The organism is Streptosporangium sp. DT93, assembly GCF_049844535.1.
Lineage (GTDB): Bacteria > Actinomycetota > Actinomycetes > Streptosporangiales > Streptosporangiaceae > Streptosporangium.
Genome location: NZ_JBNCLF010000001.1, coordinates 933,176 through 949,843, shown reverse-complemented (window position 1 = coordinate 949,843; position 16,668 = coordinate 933,176). Strand labels below are relative to the sequence as shown.

Here is a 16,668-nt window from a genome sequence, read left to right as displayed (position 1 = left end):
ACCCACGAGAACAAGCGTCCTGCAAGCACGGCTCAAGTGCCGGGCGGTAGTTCTGTACGACCGCACCACCCGCTCCAAAGGATCCACGATGCTGATCCCCTGCCTCGCCTGCGAGTCCCGTTTCCGGCCCGACGAGTATTTTCGCGCCTGTCACGACTACCACCGCGGCAAGGACGTGGTCGCCTGGACGTGCCCGCGCTGCGGCAACCAGGACGAGCTGCGCGTCTTCACCGGGGAGCTCGGGTTCGGCTACGCCCGGCACGGCGGGTTCGACGTCTCCGACCGGGTGCGCGTCCCCGGCCTGCGGCGGCGGCGCGAGGACCTGCGGCTGGACATCTCCCTGGACCACGAGGTCTGGCGGGTCTCGACGCGGGCGCACCGGCTCGCGGACGCGCGGCACCACCTCGTGCCCGCGTACTGACCACGGAGGTCCGCGTACGGGCCGGGGTGGGTCAGGAACCCTGCTGCCGCAGGCTCTGCCAGGCCGCCTCGCACAGTCCCGCGATCTCCTCGGAGGTGGGCTGGTGCGCTCCCGCGAACCACAGGCGGCACATCTCGGTCGCCGGTCCCAGCCACAGCACGTAGCACATCGTCGGGTGGACGGGCTGGAGCAGCCCGTCCTTCATGTGCGGGCGCCACCAGTCGGCGACCTTCCTGAAGAACGCCCTGCGCGACTCCGCCACGTCGGTGCCCCCGGGCTCCTCGCGCCGGGGCGGCCGCTCGCTGATCAGCAGGTGGGCCCGCTCGCGGTGTTCGCCGCACCAGGACATGTGCAGCGCGACGATGGCCTCGAGGCCCTCCCTGGCGCCCTCGTGGCGCTGGAGCTCGGCGAGGAACGCGTCCTGGTACATGTTCAGGGTCTCGGCGTACAGGACGCCGAAGACGTGTTCCTTGCTGGCGAAGTGGTGGTAGAAGCTGCCGACGCTGACGCCGCTCTCCTCGCGGAGGCTGGCGAGCGTGGTGGCCGAGACCCCGTCCTGGCTGAATCGGCGGAGGGCACCCTCGACGATCCTGGTGCGGCCGTCGCGGCCGTTCTTGGCGGTCTTCACGTTCCAATGGTGGGGCAACAGAACCTTGTTCCGCAAACTCTCCGGGAAACGGCGTGGACCACGTCGATCCTATCGCCGTGATCCCCACCCGGGTCCCGTCCCCGCTTCGCCCCCTTTCCCGTCCCCGTCCCCTGTCGCGTCCCCGCCCGTCACCGTTCTCACTCCGTCCGCGGACCGCTCAGGTGAGGATCCCGGCGGTCACCTCCACCGTGCCCGAGGAGACGCGCATGGTCGCGTCCGGCCAGATCCTGTGGATCATCGCCAGTACCGTGCGGTTGTCCCCGAGGACGTCCATTCCCACCGTCGTGGCCCCCTGGGCCGCGGCGCGGCGCATCAGCGCGCGGGCGAGGCGGGAGCCGAGTCCCATCCCCTGCCACTCGTCGCTCACCACCACGGCGATCTCGATGTCGGTCTCCTGTCCCCGGTAGCTCATCGCGTGACCGACGAGCAGGTCCCCGTGCACGGCGAGCAGCGCGTCGCGCCGCCCGTCCACCGCCAGGAGCGCGCCGACGAACCTCGCGTCGGGGCGGTGCATCTCGGTGAAGAACCGCCTCGTCCGGGTCCGGGACGACAGGCCCTCCAGGAAGCGGCGGATCCGCTCCTCGTCCTCGGGCCGCGCGGGCCGGATCTCCACGGCCGCGCCGGAGACCGTCGCCACGCGACCGGGCAGCGCCAGGTCGCAGCCGGAGACGTGGTGCGACGACACCTGCTGAGTTCGCGTCATGGACTCAGAGTCCCGTGGAGGGCTGAGTATGTCAAGTAGACTTAGCAACATTGGAGGTGGCGTCATGGCGACCTACGATTCGCACATGAGCGAGGCGAGACCCGGCAACCTGCCGCTGAGGATGCAGAACTGCTCGATCGAACGCACCCTGGGCGTCGTCGGGGAGAAATGGACGTTCCTGGTGCTGCGCGAGGCGTTCGCCGGGGTGCGGCGCTTCGCCGACATGCAACTCGCCACCGGAGCCCCCCGCCAGGTGCTCAGCGCACGGTTGTCCCGGCTGGTGGAGGAGGGGCTGCTGCGCAAGGTCCCCTACCGCGAGCCCGGCCAGCGTCAGCGCGACGAGTACCGGCTGACCCAGATGGGCCTGGACCTGTATCCGATCATGATGGCCCTGATGCACTGGGGCGACCGCTATCTCAGCGGCGACGACGGGCCCCCGGTGCTCGTCACCCACCGCGGCTGCGGCGCCCCGGTGGAGCAGTACTTCCGCTGCGCCGACGGACACGAGATCTCCGGCCCCCAGGAGGTCACCCCTCTTGCCGGCCCCGGGCTACGTCCCCTCGCGATCCCCGGGGCCACGCCCGGCGCGACCGTGTCCGGCTAGGTCACGTCCGGTGTGACCCCACGCGAGAAGGCCACGTCCAGGAGTTCGCGTCCGGCGGGTCGCGCGTCCGGGGCGGCCGCGTGCGGGAAGGCAGGGTCCGGAGAGGTCGCGTCCGGGAAAGGCGTGTCCGGGGAGGTCACGCCACCTGGGGCGCCGGCTCCGCGTCCGCCGTCCGCGCCAGCCTCCGCAGGCAGTGCCGGAAGCAGAGGATCGAGACGAGCGCCGCGCCGCCGAGAAGCACCGCGACCGCCGAGGTGCGTACCAGCAGATAGGTCTGCAGGCTCTGGCTGAGCAGCAGCCACAGGCTCAGCGCCGCGTTGAGCAACTGCGCGCACCCCCACAGCACCGACTGCCACACGAAGAAGCGCCGCATCCGCGGGTGCTCGGTCACGTGGTCGGGCAGCGGCACGAGATCGGCCACCACCCGCCGGATCAACGGCCGCCGCAGCGGCGCGGTGAGCAGGAAACCCATGCTCACGCAGAACACCCCGAGGCAGGGCTGCAGGAAGAACACGATGGGATTGCCGGTCGCCACGGTCAGCGCCACCCGCACGGTGATCGTGCCCGCAGCCAGCAGCAGCGTGCCCGGCGCCTCGTCGCCCCTGACCAGCCGCCAGGCGACCCCGCCGTACACCCAGGCCGCCGCCACGCCGAGCGCCACGCCGGGGCCGGTGAAGAGCAGCGCGACGTAGAAGACGAGAACGGGAAGGATCATGCTCTCGAACACCCTGGGGACGGCATGCCGCAGCAGGGGGCCGATACGGGGAAGGACGAGCGGAGTCACGGGGGCGGACATGAGCACGGTCATCAGGGGCGGACTCCGGAGGTGGTGGAACGTCCCGGGGGAGATCTCACCCGACCGTATGTGATGTCCGGTGTGTCCGGCGAACCTTTCCATGACATCAGACGATCCAGCGATTCCGGGCACCTTACTACGCCCTACGGCACACCCGGCTCCCCTCAAAGGCATACGCGGAGGACGGGGCGGTGCCCGCGGTGCCTACCCTTGGGTGCGTGTACCGGTTCCTGCTGACTCCCCGATGGCTGGCTCTCCACGTGGTGGTGCTGCTGGTCATCCCCGCTTTCCTGCTCCTGGGCCAGTGGCAGTTCGGGCGCTTCGAGGAACGGTCCGCGAACAGCGACCAGGTCACCACCAACCTCGCCGCCCCCCCGGTCCCCATACGGGAGCTGACCTCGCCGGGCGGTACCGTCTCCCCCCGGGACCGCCACCGTGCCGTCACGGCCGCGGGGACGTACGACACCGGCGCGTCGCTGCTGGTCAGGCGCCGCACCCAGGACAGGAAGGTCGGCTTCTACGTGCTGACCCCGCTGACCCTCGCGGACGGCACCGGCGTGCTGGTGAACCGGGGCTGGATCAAGGCGGGCGCCACGGCCGACTCCGTCCCCCCGGTGCCGGCGCCGCCCTCGGGTGAGGTGACTGTCACCGGCAGGTTACGTCCCTCCGAGACCGAGGAGAGCTCGGGCATCCGCGACCGGGCGGGCCTGCCCGCCGGCCAGGTGCTGCTGATCGACACCGCGGCCATCGGCCGCCGGCTGCCGTACCGGCTTCTGGGCGGGTACGTCGAGCTGACCGGGCAGTCACCGGCGGTGGAGCCCGCCCCGGCCCCGGTCCCGGCGCCGGAGGTCGGCGGGGGAGGCGGGCTCAACCTGGCCTACAGCGTGCAGTGGTGGCTGTTCATCGGGATCGCGATCGTCGGCTGGGCGATGCTGATCCGCAGGGAGGCGGCCGACCTGAGGACGGCGGCCGCATCGACCTCCCCGGCCGGTCCCGATCCCGGCCCCGATCCCGGCCCCGACTCCGGCTCCAGCTCCAGTGGAAACTCCGGCTCCAGCTCCGGCGAGAACTCCGGCTCCGGCGGGAACTCCCCTGCCGGAGGGGAGCGCGGTCCCGGACAGGCCGTTGCACCCGGGCGGGATCCCGCACCCGGTCAGGGCCCCGGTTCCGGACGCGATCTTGAGTCCGGACAGGGCTCCGCGTCCAAGGGGTCCCCTGTCCGATAGAAGTCCATCACCTCGGGAAATCCCTTTCCGATGTGACGGTCCAGCCCCTTGGACGGTCACCCGTCGACCGTCGCCGTGCCGGACGGTCAGGCGCCGGCCATCGCCGTTCCGAACAGGATCGCCACCGCGATCGCGAATCCCCGCGTCCCGTCGATCCTCTCCGGGGCGGGCAGCACCTCGTGCGGTCCCCGCCACAGCGGGCGCGGCTCCAGCAGGACGTACAGCAGCGAGCCGCCGATGAGGAACATCCAGAACCAGGCCCAGCGGCTGGCGTAGCGCGGGCCGGGCCCGGCGAGCATGAGCAGCCAGGCCAGCGCCTCGGCCGTCACCGCCACCGGGGCGAAGGGCTTCCACCAGCGCTCGTAGGCGGGCGAGCCGATCAGGGCGCCGGCGCCCCGGAACCCCTCGGTACGCACGATCTCCACCGAGGGGTCGGCGGCGGCGCGCACCTGGGCCAGGAACGCCTCCTGGCGCCGTCGCAGGGCCTCGCGGTCCAGGCGGGTGGTCCGGGGGTCCCAGACATCGTCGGGCTGGTCGAAGCGCGCCTGGGTCCAGGAGAGCGGACCGTGGGACCACGTCAGCGTGCCGTAGGCGGGCCAGTCGCGGTCGTAGACCACCCGGCTCACGCCGCCCGCCCGCAGATCCGGGATGAGCTCCCCGGCCGGGCGCAGGGCGGGGGCCTGGTTGAGATGCACGACCACCGTGGAGAGGGCCAGCACGAAGAGCAGCACCAGGCGCACCCCGAAGGGGGTCTCCTGCCGTGCCGGAACCACCACGCGCATCCGCCGCCCCCGTCCCCGATACCCGCCCGTTGAATAGGTTAGGGGGCGTGACCCGGCATATCGAGTTCGCGCGACTGCACAACTTCCGTGACGTGGGCGGCTACCTGACGGACGAGGGGCTCCAGGTGCGCTGGCGGCGGCTGTACCGGTCCGCCTCGCTGCACCTGCTCTCCGGTGACGACCTCGACCGCTTCGACGAGCTCGGCGTGCGCACCGTGATCGACCTGCGCCACCCCGAGGAGATCGACCGCCGCGGCCGTGCCCCGCACGGACCGAGCTACCACAACCTCTCGGTCGAGCACCGGTTCTGGAACGTCCGGGACGACTACAGTCCCGACGCCGGCCTCGCCAGGTTCTTCACCGACCGCTACCTGGAGGTGTCCCGGGACGGGTGGGCCGAGCTCGCCACCGCGCTCACGGTGATCGCCGACGCGGGCAACGCGCCCGTGGTGGTGCACTGCGCCGCGGGCAAGGACCGCACGGGAGTGCTCGTCGCGCTGGTGCTGCGGCTGCTGGGGGTGCCCGAGGAGGACGTGGTCACCGACTACGCGCTGACCGGCCTGGCCCGGTCCCGCATGGTCGCGTACTGGGAGGAGACGCACCCGGGCGAGCCGCTGCCCTGGGCGGGGTACGGCGAGGCTCCCGCCGAGGCCATGCGCCTGTTCCTGGCGGAACTGGGACCGGTGCGGGACTACTGCGCGCGGACCCTCCGGATCGACGAAAGCGTCATAGCCGGTCTTAAGAGCCATCTTCTGAAAAATCCTAATATTTAGCGGATCTCTGGGTAGGCGCCGACGAGGGCCCGCCATGGGCAGCACCCTCCGGCGGGCCCGCCCCCGAGGCTGCCGCCATCCTCCTGCGGCGGTCTCGGGGTCCGCCCTCCGCGTCTCACGGGGTGGACAGAGATACCAAGCGGAGACCTTGCGGCTTGATAGGTGTTATTCCAGCGTCATACGGTTGACCGCGTGACTACGCCGCTGCTCCCCGACCCTGAGCCAAGGCGGCGGGACTATGTGATCATCTCGGCCGACGACCACCTGATCGAGCCGCCCGACATGTTCGACGACCGGCTGCCCGAGAAGTACGCCGAGTTCGCGCCCAAGGTGGTCGAGACCGACTCCGGCCACCAGGTCTGGCGCTACGGCGGGGCCACCTACCCGTGCGCCGGGCTCGACGTGGGCGCCGGCCTGCCCCGCGAGCAGTGGACGCTGGACCCGGTCAGGTTCGAGCACATGCGTCCCGGCTGCCACGACGTCGAGGCCAGGATCGAGGACATGGACCGCGCCGGCGTCTGGGCGGCGCTCTGCTTCCCCGGCATGCTGGCCGGGCAGGCAGGCATGGTGTTCGCCAAGACCCGCGACCAGGAGCTGGGCCTGTCGGTCCTGCGCGCGTGGAACGACTGGCACGTGGACGTCTGGGCGGGCACCTACCCGGAGCGGATCATCGCCCTGCAGCTGCCCTGGCTGACCGACCCGGAGGTCGCCGCCAAGGAGATCAGGGACAACGCGGCACGCGGGTTCAAGGCGGTGCTCTTCCCGGAGTTCCCCACCCGGCTGCGCCTGCCCTCCATCCACGGCGACCACTGGGACCCGTTCTTCCAGGCGTGCGAGGAGACCGGCACCGTGGTCTGCCTGCACGCCGGTGCGGGCTCCTGGGCACCGGTCCCGTCGCCGGACACCCCGATCGAGGCGATCACCACGCTGATGCCGGCGAGCGCCATGTTCGCCTGCGCCGACTGGCTCTGGTCGGGCATCCCGCTGCGCTTCCCCGCGCTGCGGATCCTCATCGTGGAGGGGGGCGTGGGCTGGCTGCCGATGCTGGCGGACCGGGCCGACTACGCGCTCGACCACCCCGTCGCGGGCGAGGCCTCGTGGGAGGGCGGGCTCAAGCCCAGCGAGGTGCTGCGCAGGAACTTCTTCTTCGGCACGCTCAACGACCACGCGCTGTCCGGCGTACGGCTCGCCGTCGGGCTGGAGCACGTGCTGCTGGAGAGCGGCTACCCGCACTCCGACTCCACCTGGCCCGACACCCAGCAGGCCGTCGCGACGAACCTGGGCGGCCTGCCGCCCGCCGACATCGCCCGGGTGGCCTACGGCAACGCCGCCCGCCTGTTCGGCCACCCGCTGCCCTCGCGGGCCTGGCTCAGGATGGAGACCCTGTGACCCGCGCGACGCGCCCGCGGCTCCGTCCCCGGCTCAGGAGGGGACGCCCGTGACGCGCGCGACGCGCTCGCGCTCCCAGTCGACGTAACGGCCGCCCTCGCCGAGCAGCGAGCTCATCAGCCAGAGGAAGACCCCGAAGTCGTCGACCACCCCGAGGAGCACCAGGAAGTCCGGGACGACGTCCAGCGGGGAGACGATGTAGAGCACGCCCATGCCCATCATGGCCAGCTTGCCCTTGCTCATCCCGGCGTACTCACCCCGCATCACCGCGCCGATCAACCTCGGCAGGGCCTTGAGCCGGTCGCCGACACCCGGGGAACCGGGCTGCGACACACTCCGGTACGTCCGCCACACCTGTGCCGCTCGCGCCGCCTTCGCCATGGGAGTCCTCCTTGGAAGCACGTTCGCCTGGCGGCGTACTACCCCGCCGTTTCACGATATAACGCGTGATTTTCCCGGAGGGTTCCCGGAGGACTCCCCACCTGCCGCGTCCCACCGGAACGATCCGCCGGTACGAGACCGCGTGCGGCGCGCGCCTGCCCGATCGCGACCGGCCCGGCACCTCGTGCGACGCCTCACTCCTTGGTGGGGGCCAGGTCTCGCACGGCCTGCGCGATCGAGACCTCGCCGCCGGGGATGGGGGCGAGGACGGGGGTGTTCAGGCCGTTGCTCACGTACTCCCGGATCCTGGCCCGGCACGTGGCGGCGTCGCCGTGCACGATGAGCGCGTCCACGACCTCGTCCGGGATCGCCTTGAGCGCCGCCCGGCGGTCACCGGCCGCCCAGGCCTCGTGCATCGGCCGCAGCACCTCGCCGCGTCCCAGCCAGTCGTGGAAGGCCGCGTACACGGGGACGGTCAGATAGCCCGCGAGCATCCGGCGCCCGAGCTCGCGCACCTTCTCCGCGTCCTCGCTGACGCACACGAACAGCCGGGCGATCAGCTCGGTGTCCGGCCCGATCTCGGCCCTGACCTTGTGCACGTCCTGCGGCGAGAGCCAGTTGGTGATCGCGCCGTCGGCCTCCTCGGCGGCCAGGCGCAGCATCCGGGGGCGCAGCGCGGCCAGCACGATCTTCGGGGGGATCCGGGGCGCCCGCTCCAGCTTGAAGCCCTTGATCTCGAACGTCTCGTACCGCTCGGTGACCTTCTCACCCGCCAGGGCGGCGCGCAGGAAGCGCAGGGTGTCCCTGGTCCTGGCGAAGGGCTTGACGAACTCACCGGCGTTCCAGCGCTCCACGATGGCCGGGGAGGAGGCTCCGACGCCCAGCACGAAGCGTTCGGGGGCGAGGTCGGCGAGGGTGGCCGCGGACATGGCGAGCAGGCCGGGGCCGCGGGTGGAGACCGGGACGATCGCGCTGCCGAGCCGCAGGCCGGGCGCCCATTCGGCGGCCATCGCCAGCGGTACGAAGCCGTCGACGCCGTTGACCTCGGCGGACCAGGCGTCGGTGTACCCGAGCTCCGGCAGCTCGCCGATCAGCTCCCTGGAGTCGGCCAGTGAACGGTCGTAGAAGGGGATCGTCATCCCCCAGCGTGGGCCCGTAGCCATCGTGCCGCCTCCCTGTCGGTGGTCGCCGTCCCTAGAACGACGTTCTGCTGTAGCTTGCCGCACCCGCTCCGGGGGGCGTCAACAGAGCGACCGTACCAACCGGACGGTATGACGCGCGACCAGGGCGGCGCGGACCGTTCGTTTACCGTCTCATCACCATCCGTATGATGTTAGAAACGGTACGTGATGAAGCATCGGCGGACGAACCAGCGACGAAGCCTGCTCGGCGTGGCCGTTCTCGCGACCTGTGCGGCGGCCCCCCTGCTGGCCGGGGCGGCCCCCGTCTTCTCGCCATCGGCCCTCCCGGTCTCGGCCCTCCCGGTCTCGGCTTCCCGAGCCGGAGACGGCGCCGGGTCCTCCCTCCCGAAGGTGACCCGGTACGTCGGAAGGATCCGGCACCCGGGGGAGGAACGGCGGGCCGGGGAACCGGCCGGACGCGGGGTGGGGCAGGGCACGCCACCGCAGCCGGAGCACGGGACGGGAACCGCTGCGAGGACGGCGGCGCGTCGCCCGGCGACACCGCCACGAACGGCGGGACGATTCTCACGCCCCGACCACCGGACGGCACCGCCCCGGGCGGAAGGGGATCCGGAAAGGGGCACCACCGCCCTCGGGGCGAGACCGGGACCGGCCCGCCCCTCCGCCCCCGCACCCGTCCCTCCCTCGACGTCGGCAGCGACCGGGACGGCCGGGTCCGGGCAACCGGCACACCTCCCCTGGAGAGCGCGACCGGCCGGACCCCTCGGAGACCTGGCGGGGGGATCGTCGAACGGCCCCGTGGGCGGGCTCCTGAAGAACCTGATGGGCGGATCGACCGCGAACGGACCGGCCCTGGGTGGCCTGACCGGGAAAGGCGAGTCCCCGGGAGGCGGACCCGGGAAGGGCCGGAGCGAGAAGGGACCCGTCCCGAACGGACGGGGCGTCCACGATCCGGCCGCGGGCGGACCGGCCTCGAACGAACCGACCGGCGTGAAACCGAAGCAGGAGGCCAAGACGGGATCCGCCTTCAAGCCGGACCCCGACATCGAAGTGGACCTCGACATCAAACCCGGCCTCGGCTCTCTTCCGGGCCTCGACACCAAACCGGACCTCGGCTCACTGCCCGGCCCCGGCCTCGAACCGGAACTCGACCCGAAGCCCGACCCGAAGCCCGACCCGAAGCCCGAGCCGACACCGTGGCCCCCCGCGGTCTCACCGTCGCCCCCGCCCTCGCCCCCCTCGCCCGAGCCCACCCGGCCCGTGCCGCCCACACCACCCGTGCCGTCCGCCCCGGCGCCCCGGCCCGTCCCCTCACCGGTCGTTCCCGAGGCTCCCGCCGCCTCGAAACCGCCGGAGACCCGCACGCCCCGGCCGCCCGCCGGAACGCCTTCGCTGCCCCCTCTGCTGCGGCAGCGGCTGGTGCTGGACCGTTACGCCGCCCGGCGCGAGGGCACCGACCGCACGCTGGTCCTGGTGGTGATGTTCACCGGCGTGATCTCGGTCACCGCCGTCACCATGCTCGACGGCAGGAACCACAGATAGCCGTCCGGCCGAGCCCGCCGGGGGAGGACCACCGGCGGGCTCGGCCGGGCCGTCGGCCGCGGCCGGTCACGGCAGGGACGGGAAACGGCCGTCGATGTGGTCGTACTCCCGCTGCGCGGCCTGGAAGGCGTCGGGTCCGACGGCGCCGAGACCGCTGAACGGGTGACTGATCAGGATGATGAAGCACACGCCGATCACGACCACGCTCACCCGCACCAGATCACCGACGATCGACGCGCTCGTGGGCCGTACCCCGTGCATCCAGGGCAGCGCGATCACCAGCAGGCCGGAGACGACCATCAGGATCACGAAGGTGTTCTCCAGGCCGGTGCCCGCGTCGTCGCCCCGCACGATCCGGGCGTGCGAGATCTCGGAGGCCCTGTCGAGCGCGTCCTGCTTGAGGTTCCTGCTCTCCTCCCCGGCCGGACGGAGCCGGAGCAGGGTGGTCCGCGCGTCGGCGAGCGTCTGCCCGGGGATGGGGGACATGGTCTTTCCGGCCATGAGCGGCCAGTCGAGATCGATGCTCTGCGCGGTGTACTGCCGAATCCGGGTCCTGACGGGCGCGGCCTCGGGAATGGGCGCCACCGCCCAGTACATCTCGGTGAGACTCTCGGCCTCGGCCTGGACGTCCACCTCGGTGACCGAGAGGCTGTCGCGGCACAGGACGGCCGCGTAGGCCAGCACCAGCAGGTAGACGGCCAGGGCGATGTTGACGGAGAAGTCCACCGACGACGAGGCGTGCCCCTCGTCCTCCCGCCCCCTCCGCCGGAGAACGCGATACGCGATCAGCGTGATCGCGACGAACAGCACCACCAGTACGGCTATCCAACCCATGGGACTCCTTCGAACCCGTCATCGAACCGACCACTCAGGGTAATCGGTTGGATACGGATATTCCTGCAGTTCCCCAGGGATTCACTCGCGAAGTTCGTGGACCCCCGCGATGAAGTCACGCGCGACACCGCGCAGGCCGGGCAGGTGCGAGAGCCCGACCAGGCGGTCGACCAGCGGCACGGTGAGCTCTATGAAGCGGTACGTCCGCCGGCACCCCTCCGAGTGGTCGTGCACCCAGAACAGCACGACGCCCATCGACATCAGCCAGAGCAGCTCGGGCAGCTCGGCCCTGAGCTCGGCGTCGATGCGGTCGGAGGATCCCTCCACGACCCGCCGGTAGATCCCGATCGACGCGTCCCGGGAGGGTGAGGACTCGGCGCTGAACGGGTTGAGCGGATTACCCGGCTCGGCGGCGTGCTTGAAGAACTTCACCGCGAACTCGTGGTACGGCTCGGACACCAGCACCCACTGCCGCAGCACCCCTTCCAGCCGCGCGGCGAACCGGCGCTCGCCGGCCAGGAGCTTCTCGCACGCGGCCTCGTGCTCGGCCTGCGCGCGGTCGTAGTACGACTGGACCAGGATCTCCTTGGAGGCGAAGTAGTAGTAGGCGTTGCCCACGGACACCCCGGCCTCGGCCGCGATGGCCCGCATCGTGGTCGCCTCGTACCCTCGCTCGCGAAAGAGCCGCAGGGCCGTCTCCACGATGACCTCACGGGTCCTGTCTGATCCACGGGTTCTCGGGGTCGGCTCGGTCATGGGGCACTTGTCACCTGTCGATCAAGGCTGGGAGACGGGCTCGGCTGATCTCTCCCTGCGACGAACCCTAGATCATCCGTCCTGTGCCATCCGGGAGAAGCCCTTGTGAACGACCCTAAGCGCGTCACATCGACCCCGCCACTGATATCGGTGATTGCCACGTCACTCTCCCGTACCTCCCGCCCGCCCCGGCACCGCGCCACAGGCCCGGGACCGCGCCCCGGTCAGGCGGTCGGCCCGATCGGTTCCTTCGGATCGCCTGGACCGTCCGGGTGCCGGAACCGCTCCTAACTTCTACCGTCTCGTGCCCGCGTACGGGGTGACGGGCTCGAAGCCGCGGGGAGCACGTGACACCCGACGGACGCTGACCGCGCCGGGCACCGCGTCGGACATCGTGCCGTCTACGGTCCCATCAGGTCATCAACCCGCACGATGATCGCCATTACCGGGCAAAATTCGCGCTTCGGGAGGGATCATCCGGCTTCGGGAGTGGGATTGATCCATTTGGTGGAAGGGCTCCCGCAACAAGGGATACATAAATGGGGATACGTCCCTGTAGACGGCGGGCTACCCGGTTCATCACGGGAACACTGCTCGCTCTGCAGATAGCCTTCATCGCGTCGATCCCTGACGCGGACGCGGAGAGCCGGTACGCACCGGGAACCACCATGACCCGGAGCCGGCCGGCCGTGCCCGGCGGCACGGGCGCCGGTGGGCCGGTGACCGTCACGCCGTACACGGCCGGCCCGTGGACGGTCACCCGGCACCGGTTATCGGAACTGTACCTCCGGGCGGCCGCCCCGCACGGAGGACAGAAGGGAGAGACCGCATCTCTCCTCGCGGCCCCCCGGACACCGGCACGAAACCGCCGCGACCGGCCGAACCGGCCGGACCTGCCGGGACGGCCAGACGGCCCGAACAGATCGAGTAAGCCGGACAGACCGGAAACATCGGGAGAGTCCGGAGCCACGACCCGAGCGGGCGAGCCCGGGGGCGGCGGAATCGCACCGCGTACGCGCACCGGGACGTCGAAGACCTCGTCACCGGAGCGGAAGTCCCCTTCGGCCCCGAGAACCGCACCACGCCGACAGACGACCACCGCCACCACTGCTCCCGCGCGCGAGGCCCCCGCCACCCCGCCACGCGAGCGCACGACCTCCGCCACGACCTCGGCACGCGGACAGGCACCTTCCACCACGACCGCGCCCCGTACGGGGGCGGCCACCACGGTATGGAAGGGCGGAACACCGGAGAAGGGCGCGGCCCAGGCCGCCGGGACCGCTCCCGCGGTCGCCCGGCCCGCCGAGACGTCCCAGGCCCGGCGGGGCGAGCCCGCCGCGGCCCCGCCGCCCACCGTGAAGGAGCGGACGCCCTCCGGCGCTGCAAAGCCCGCCGGGAAGACCCCCGCGAAACCCGCTGCGAAGACCATCGTGAAGCCCGCCGGGCAGACCGCCGCGAAACCCGCCGTGAAGGCCGTCGCGAAACCCGCCGTGAAGGCCGTCGCGAAACCCGCCGTGAAGGCCGTCGCGAAACCCGCCGTGAAGCCCGCCGAGAAGGTCGCAGGGACGGTCGTCGCGAAGACCTCCGAGAAGGTCGTCGAGAACACCGCGGGGAAGACGGCCGGGAAGGTCGCCGAGACCGGGGCCTCCCCGGCGCAGCAGGCCCTCCGGCAGGGACCCCTGCGACTCCAGCAGGTCGACGCCGAGCGGTTCCTCCGCCAGGCGGGCCTGCGCGTGACCTCCTCCGGCAAATGTTCGAACCGCCAGGGACGCACCTGCACCTCGTTGCAGGCGGTGCGGAGCGGCACCGTCTCCAGCGCCATCGACCTGAAGCGCCGTAGCGGCTGCCGTCTGGTGGTCACCGGCGGCACCGAGGTGGGCCACGCCCCGGGGCCGTACAGCCATTTCGCCGGCTACAAGCTCGACATCAAGCCCAACCGGTGCATCAACCGGTACATCACAAAGAACCATCCGGCACAGGGGGTCCGGGGCGACCGTGCCCGCCTGTACGGGGCGGAGGGAACATCAGGACCGCTCTACGCCCGGGAGGCCGACCACTGGGACATCCTCTTCCGCTGACCCGCGAGGAGTCCCGGCCCGTGGGAAGTCCGCGTTTCGCGGAGGGTTCTCGGTCCGCGAAGAGTCCCGGCCCCCGGTAAGCCCCGGTCCGTGAAAAGCCCTGAGCCCGTGAGGAGCTCCCGGTCCGTGCGGCGGCGCCGGGTGCCGCCGCACGGACCGGAAGGTCACACGAACTCGGCCGCGACCAGCTCGGCGATCTCCGCCGCGTTCAGGGCCGCGCCCTTGCGGAGGTTGTCGCCGCAGACGAACAGGTCGAGCGTGTTGGGGAAGTCGAGCGCCTGACGGATCCGGCCCACGTAGGTGGGGTCGGTCCCGACCACGTCCGCCGGGGTCGGGAAGACGCCGTTCTCCGGGTCGTCCATCACGACCACGGTCGGGGCGGCCTCCAGGATCCGGTGGGCGTCGGCCACCGTGACCTCGCGCTCGAAGGTCGCGTGCACGGCCAGCGAGTGCGTGGTGATCACGGGGACCCGGACGCACGTCGCCGAGACCTTCAGGTTCTCGATCCCGAGGATCTTCCGCGACTCGTTGCGGAGCTTGAGCTCCTCCGACGCCCAGCCGCCGTCCTTGAACGAGCCCGCCCACGGCACCACGTTGAACGCCACCGGCGCCGGGAAGGGCGACTCGGCCTCCCCCAGCCTGTTCTGCAGGGCCTTGCGCACGTCCCCGGCGCTCTGACCGATCGTCCGGTCGCCCGCAAGGGCCTCGACCTCGTCGTAGAGCCGGGCCGAACCGGCCACGCCGGCGCCGGAGACCGCCTGGTAGGAGGCGACGACCAGCGCGTTCAGGCCGTACACCTCGTGCAGGGCGCCCATCGCGGCCATCATCGACAGGGTCGTGCAGTTGGGGGTGGAGATGATCCCCAGGGGCCGCGTCCGGGCCGCCTCCGGGTTGACCTCCGGCACCACCAGGGGCACCTCGGGGTTCATCCGGAACGTGCCGGACTTGTCGATGACGACGGCGCCGCGCCCGGCGGCGATCGGCACCCACGTCGCGGAGACCTCGTCCGGCACGTCGAAGATCGCGATGTCGACGCCGTCGAAGACCTCGGGGGTCAGCTCCTGGACGACGACGTCCTCGCCGCGGACCCGCAGGACCTTGCCGGCCGAGCGGGCGGACGCGACGAGCCTGATCTCGCCGTACACGTCGTCGCGGTTGGAGATGATGTCGCGCATCACGGTGCCGACGGCGCCGGTGGCGCCGATCAGAGCGAGGGTCGGCTTGCGGCTCATCGCCCGGTACCTCCGTAGATAACGGCTTCCACCTGGTCGGCGTCGAGGTCGAACGCGCGGTGCGCGGCGCTGACGGCCGTGTCCACCTCGTCCTGCCCGACGATCACCGAGATGCGGATCTCCGAGGTGGAGATCATCTCGATGTTCACCCCCGCGTCGGCGAGGGCGGCGAAGAACGTCGCGGTGACGCCGGGGTGCGAGCGCATGCCCGCGCCGATCAGCGAGACCTTGCCGATCTGGTCGTCGAAGAGCAGCGACTCGAAGCCGATGCGCTCCTGGATCTTCTTCAGCGCGGTGAGCGCGGCCGAGCCGTCGCTGGTGGGCAGCGTGAAGGAGATGTCCGTCCGGCCGGTCGTGGCCGCCGACACGTTCTGCACGATCATGTCGATGTTGATCTCGGCGTCGGCGAGCGTTTTGAAGATCGTCGCAGCCTCACCGACCTTGTCGGGCACCCCGACAACGGTGATCTTGGCCTCGCTCCGGTCGTGCGCGACGCCGGAGATGATCGGCTGCTCCATCTCTTTTCCTTCGCTGTCGGGGTCGGAGACGACCCACGTGCCTTCCTTGGTGCTGAACGAGCTTCTGACGTGGATCGGCAGGCCGAATCGGCGAGCGTACTCGACGCAGCGCAGGTGCAGGATCTTCGCCCCGCAGGCCGCCATCTCCATCATCTCGTCGTAGGAGATGCGAGGGATCTTACGGGCCGCCGGGACGATGCGCGGATCGGCGGTGAAGACGCCGTCCACGTCGGTGTAGATCTCGCACACGTCGGCGTCCAGGGCGGCGGCCAGCGCGACCGCGGTGGTGTCGGAGCCGCCCCGGCCGAGGGTGGTGATGTCCTTGGTGTCCTGGGAGACGCCCTGGAACCCGGCCACGATCGCGATCTGGCCGTTGTCGAGAGCCCCGCGGATCCTGCCGGGCGTCACGTCGATGATGCGCGCGCGGCCGTGCGAGGAGTCGGTGATCACGCCGGCCTGGGACCCGGTGAAGGAACGGGCCTCCTGGCCGAGGTTGGCGATCGCCATCGCCAGCAGGGCCATCGAGATGCGCTCACCCGAGGTGAGCAGCATGTCGAGCTCGCGGCCCGGGGGCAGCGGTGAGACCTGCTGGGCGAGGTCGAGCAGTTCGTCCGTGGTGTCGCCCATGGCCGAGACGATCACCACGACGTCGTTGCCGGCTTTTTTCGTCGCGACGATCCGCTGCGCGACCCGCTTGATGCAGGACGCGTCGGCGACGGACGAACCACCGTACTTCTGAACAACGAGCGCCACGAGATGTCTCCGAAGCAATCTAGGGCTGTGGAGCTCATAGTCTACTGGCGCCCTACCGGAGGGCCCGTGATGTAGCCCAGCATGTGGAC

General features: G+C 71.1%; 17 protein-coding genes. 7 read left to right on the top strand and 10 right to left on the bottom strand.

Annotation, left to right across the window (positions count from 1 at the left end; genetic code table 11):
- The first annotated feature begins 88 nt into the window (after positions 1–88).
- The gene (locus ACLQ2R_RS04665; RefSeq protein ID WP_425958007.1) at positions 89–421 is read left to right on the top strand and encodes a hypothetical protein; all 333 of its coding nucleotides are present in this window, start codon (positions 89–91) and stop codon (positions 419–421) included.
- A gap of 31 nt (positions 422–452) precedes the next feature.
- Here ACLQ2R_RS04665 and ACLQ2R_RS04660 read toward each other — a convergent pair whose 3' ends face one another.
- Positions 453–1,049 carry a TetR/AcrR family transcriptional regulator gene (locus ACLQ2R_RS04660; RefSeq protein WP_425958006.1) on the bottom strand — a complete coding sequence of 199 codons (597 nt, stop codon included), beginning with the start codon at positions 1,047–1,049 and terminating at the stop codon, positions 453–455.
- Between the two features lie 178 nt (positions 1,050–1,227).
- A complete protein-coding gene (locus ACLQ2R_RS04655; RefSeq protein WP_425958005.1) occupies positions 1,228–1,773 on the bottom strand; it encodes a GNAT family N-acetyltransferase in 546 nt (181 codons plus the stop codon).
- 64 nt (positions 1,774–1,837) lie between these two features.
- Here ACLQ2R_RS04655 and ACLQ2R_RS04650 point away from each other — a divergent pair, with 64 nt between their 5' ends.
- Entirely contained in the window at positions 1,838–2,377 is a 540-nt protein-coding gene (locus ACLQ2R_RS04650) for a winged helix-turn-helix transcriptional regulator (protein ID WP_425958004.1), read from the top strand.
- A 136-nt stretch (positions 2,378–2,513) separates the two neighbouring features.
- Here the strand turns inward: ACLQ2R_RS04650 and ACLQ2R_RS04645 are convergent, their stop codons facing one another.
- Positions 2,514–3,173, bottom strand: a complete 660-nt coding sequence (locus ACLQ2R_RS04645) for a VC0807 family protein (protein ID WP_425958003.1) — start codon at positions 3,171–3,173, stop codon at positions 2,514–2,516.
- Positions 3,174–3,391: 218 nt separating this feature from the next.
- On the opposite strand from ACLQ2R_RS04645, the gene ACLQ2R_RS04640 reads away from it, so the two are divergent.
- A complete protein-coding gene (locus tag ACLQ2R_RS04640) occupies positions 3,392–4,399 on the top strand; it encodes an SURF1 family protein (RefSeq protein ID WP_425958002.1) in 1,008 nt (335 codons plus the stop codon).
- An 86-nt stretch (positions 4,400–4,485) separates the two neighbouring features.
- Here ACLQ2R_RS04640 and ACLQ2R_RS04635 read toward each other — a convergent pair whose 3' ends face one another.
- Positions 4,486–5,181 carry a hypothetical protein gene (locus tag ACLQ2R_RS04635; RefSeq protein ID WP_425958000.1) on the bottom strand — a complete coding sequence of 232 codons (696 nt, stop codon included), beginning with the start codon at positions 5,179–5,181 and terminating at the stop codon, positions 4,486–4,488.
- A 47-nt stretch (positions 5,182–5,228) separates the two neighbouring features.
- On the opposite strand from ACLQ2R_RS04635, the gene ACLQ2R_RS04630 reads away from it, so the two are divergent.
- Positions 5,229–5,954 (top strand): tyrosine-protein phosphatase, encoded by a 726-nt coding sequence (locus ACLQ2R_RS04630; protein WP_425957999.1) that lies wholly within the window; start codon positions 5,229–5,231, stop codon positions 5,952–5,954.
- Positions 5,955–6,146: 192 nt separating this feature from the next.
- Positions 6,147–7,343, top strand: a complete 1,197-nt coding sequence (locus tag ACLQ2R_RS04625; protein ID WP_386239374.1) for an amidohydrolase family protein — start codon at positions 6,147–6,149, stop codon at positions 7,341–7,343.
- Between the two features lie 33 nt (positions 7,344–7,376).
- On the opposite strand, the gene ACLQ2R_RS04620 is transcribed toward ACLQ2R_RS04625, so the two are convergent.
- The gene (locus ACLQ2R_RS04620; protein WP_425957998.1) at positions 7,377–7,724 is read right to left on the bottom strand and encodes a YkvA family protein; all 348 of its coding nucleotides are present in this window, start codon (positions 7,722–7,724) and stop codon (positions 7,377–7,379) included.
- Positions 7,725–7,918: 194 nt separating this feature from the next.
- Positions 7,919–8,887, bottom strand: a complete 969-nt coding sequence (locus ACLQ2R_RS04615; RefSeq protein WP_425957997.1) for an LLM class F420-dependent oxidoreductase — start codon at positions 8,885–8,887, stop codon at positions 7,919–7,921.
- Between the two features lie 969 nt (positions 8,888–9,856).
- On the opposite strand from ACLQ2R_RS04615, the gene ACLQ2R_RS04610 reads away from it, so the two are divergent.
- Positions 9,857–10,408 carry a hypothetical protein gene (locus tag ACLQ2R_RS04610; RefSeq protein WP_425957996.1) on the top strand — a complete coding sequence of 184 codons (552 nt, stop codon included), beginning with the start codon at positions 9,857–9,859 and terminating at the stop codon, positions 10,406–10,408.
- 66 nt (positions 10,409–10,474) lie between these two features.
- Here the strand turns inward: ACLQ2R_RS04610 and ACLQ2R_RS04605 are convergent, their stop codons facing one another.
- Both ACLQ2R_RS04605 and ACLQ2R_RS04600 read right to left on the bottom strand, forming a co-directional pair.
- Positions 10,475–11,242 (bottom strand): hypothetical protein, encoded by a 768-nt coding sequence (locus tag ACLQ2R_RS04605; protein WP_425957995.1) that lies wholly within the window; start codon positions 11,240–11,242, stop codon positions 10,475–10,477.
- A gap of 81 nt (positions 11,243–11,323) precedes the next feature.
- Entirely contained in the window at positions 11,324–11,998 is a 675-nt protein-coding gene (locus tag ACLQ2R_RS04600) for a TetR family transcriptional regulator (protein WP_425957994.1), read from the bottom strand.
- 1,430 nt (positions 11,999–13,428) lie between these two features.
- Between ACLQ2R_RS04600 and ACLQ2R_RS04595 the strand changes: the two genes are divergently transcribed.
- Entirely contained in the window at positions 13,429–14,076 is a 648-nt protein-coding gene (locus ACLQ2R_RS04595) for a hypothetical protein (protein ID WP_425957993.1), read from the top strand.
- Between the two features lie 164 nt (positions 14,077–14,240).
- On the opposite strand, the gene ACLQ2R_RS04590 is transcribed toward ACLQ2R_RS04595, so the two are convergent.
- Positions 14,241–15,308 (bottom strand): aspartate-semialdehyde dehydrogenase, encoded by a 1,068-nt coding sequence (locus ACLQ2R_RS04590; RefSeq protein ID WP_425957991.1) that lies wholly within the window; start codon positions 15,306–15,308, stop codon positions 14,241–14,243.
- Positions 15,305–16,579: an aspartate kinase gene (locus ACLQ2R_RS04585; protein ID WP_362798683.1), complete on the bottom strand. Its 1,275-nt coding sequence runs from the start codon at positions 16,577–16,579 to the stop codon at positions 15,305–15,307. Before ACLQ2R_RS04585 ends, ACLQ2R_RS04590 begins: the two co-directional genes overlap by 4 nt.
- Between the last annotated feature and the right edge of the window lie 89 nt (positions 16,580–16,668).

Coding starts and splice junctions, on each gene's coding strand:
- ACLQ2R_RS04665 (WP_425958007.1), top strand. CDS start 89: ATGCTGATCCCCTGCCTCGCCTGCGAGTCCCGTTTCCGGCCCGACGAG.
- ACLQ2R_RS04655 (WP_425958005.1), bottom strand. CDS start 1,773: ATGACGCGAACTCAGCAGGTGTCGTCGCACCACGTCTCCGGCTGCGAC.
- ACLQ2R_RS04615 (WP_425957997.1), bottom strand. CDS start 8,887: ATGGCTACGGGCCCACGCTGGGGGATGACGATCCCCTTCTACGACCGT.
- ACLQ2R_RS04590 (WP_425957991.1), bottom strand. CDS start 15,308: ATGAGCCGCAAGCCGACCCTCGCTCTGATCGGCGCCACCGGCGCCGTC.
- ACLQ2R_RS04600 (WP_425957994.1), bottom strand. CDS start 11,998: ATGACCGAGCCGACCCCGAGAACCCGTGGATCAGACAGGACCCGTGAG.
- ACLQ2R_RS04645 (WP_425958003.1), bottom strand. CDS start 3,173: ATGTCCGCCCCCGTGACTCCGCTCGTCCTTCCCCGTATCGGCCCCCTG.
- ACLQ2R_RS04635 (WP_425958000.1), bottom strand. CDS start 5,181: ATGCGCGTGGTGGTTCCGGCACGGCAGGAGACCCCCTTCGGGGTGCGC.
- ACLQ2R_RS04650 (WP_425958004.1), top strand. CDS start 1,838: ATGGCGACCTACGATTCGCACATGAGCGAGGCGAGACCCGGCAACCTG.
- ACLQ2R_RS04620 (WP_425957998.1), bottom strand. CDS start 7,724: ATGGCGAAGGCGGCGCGAGCGGCACAGGTGTGGCGGACGTACCGGAGT.
- ACLQ2R_RS04605 (WP_425957995.1), bottom strand. CDS start 11,242: ATGGGTTGGATAGCCGTACTGGTGGTGCTGTTCGTCGCGATCACGCTG.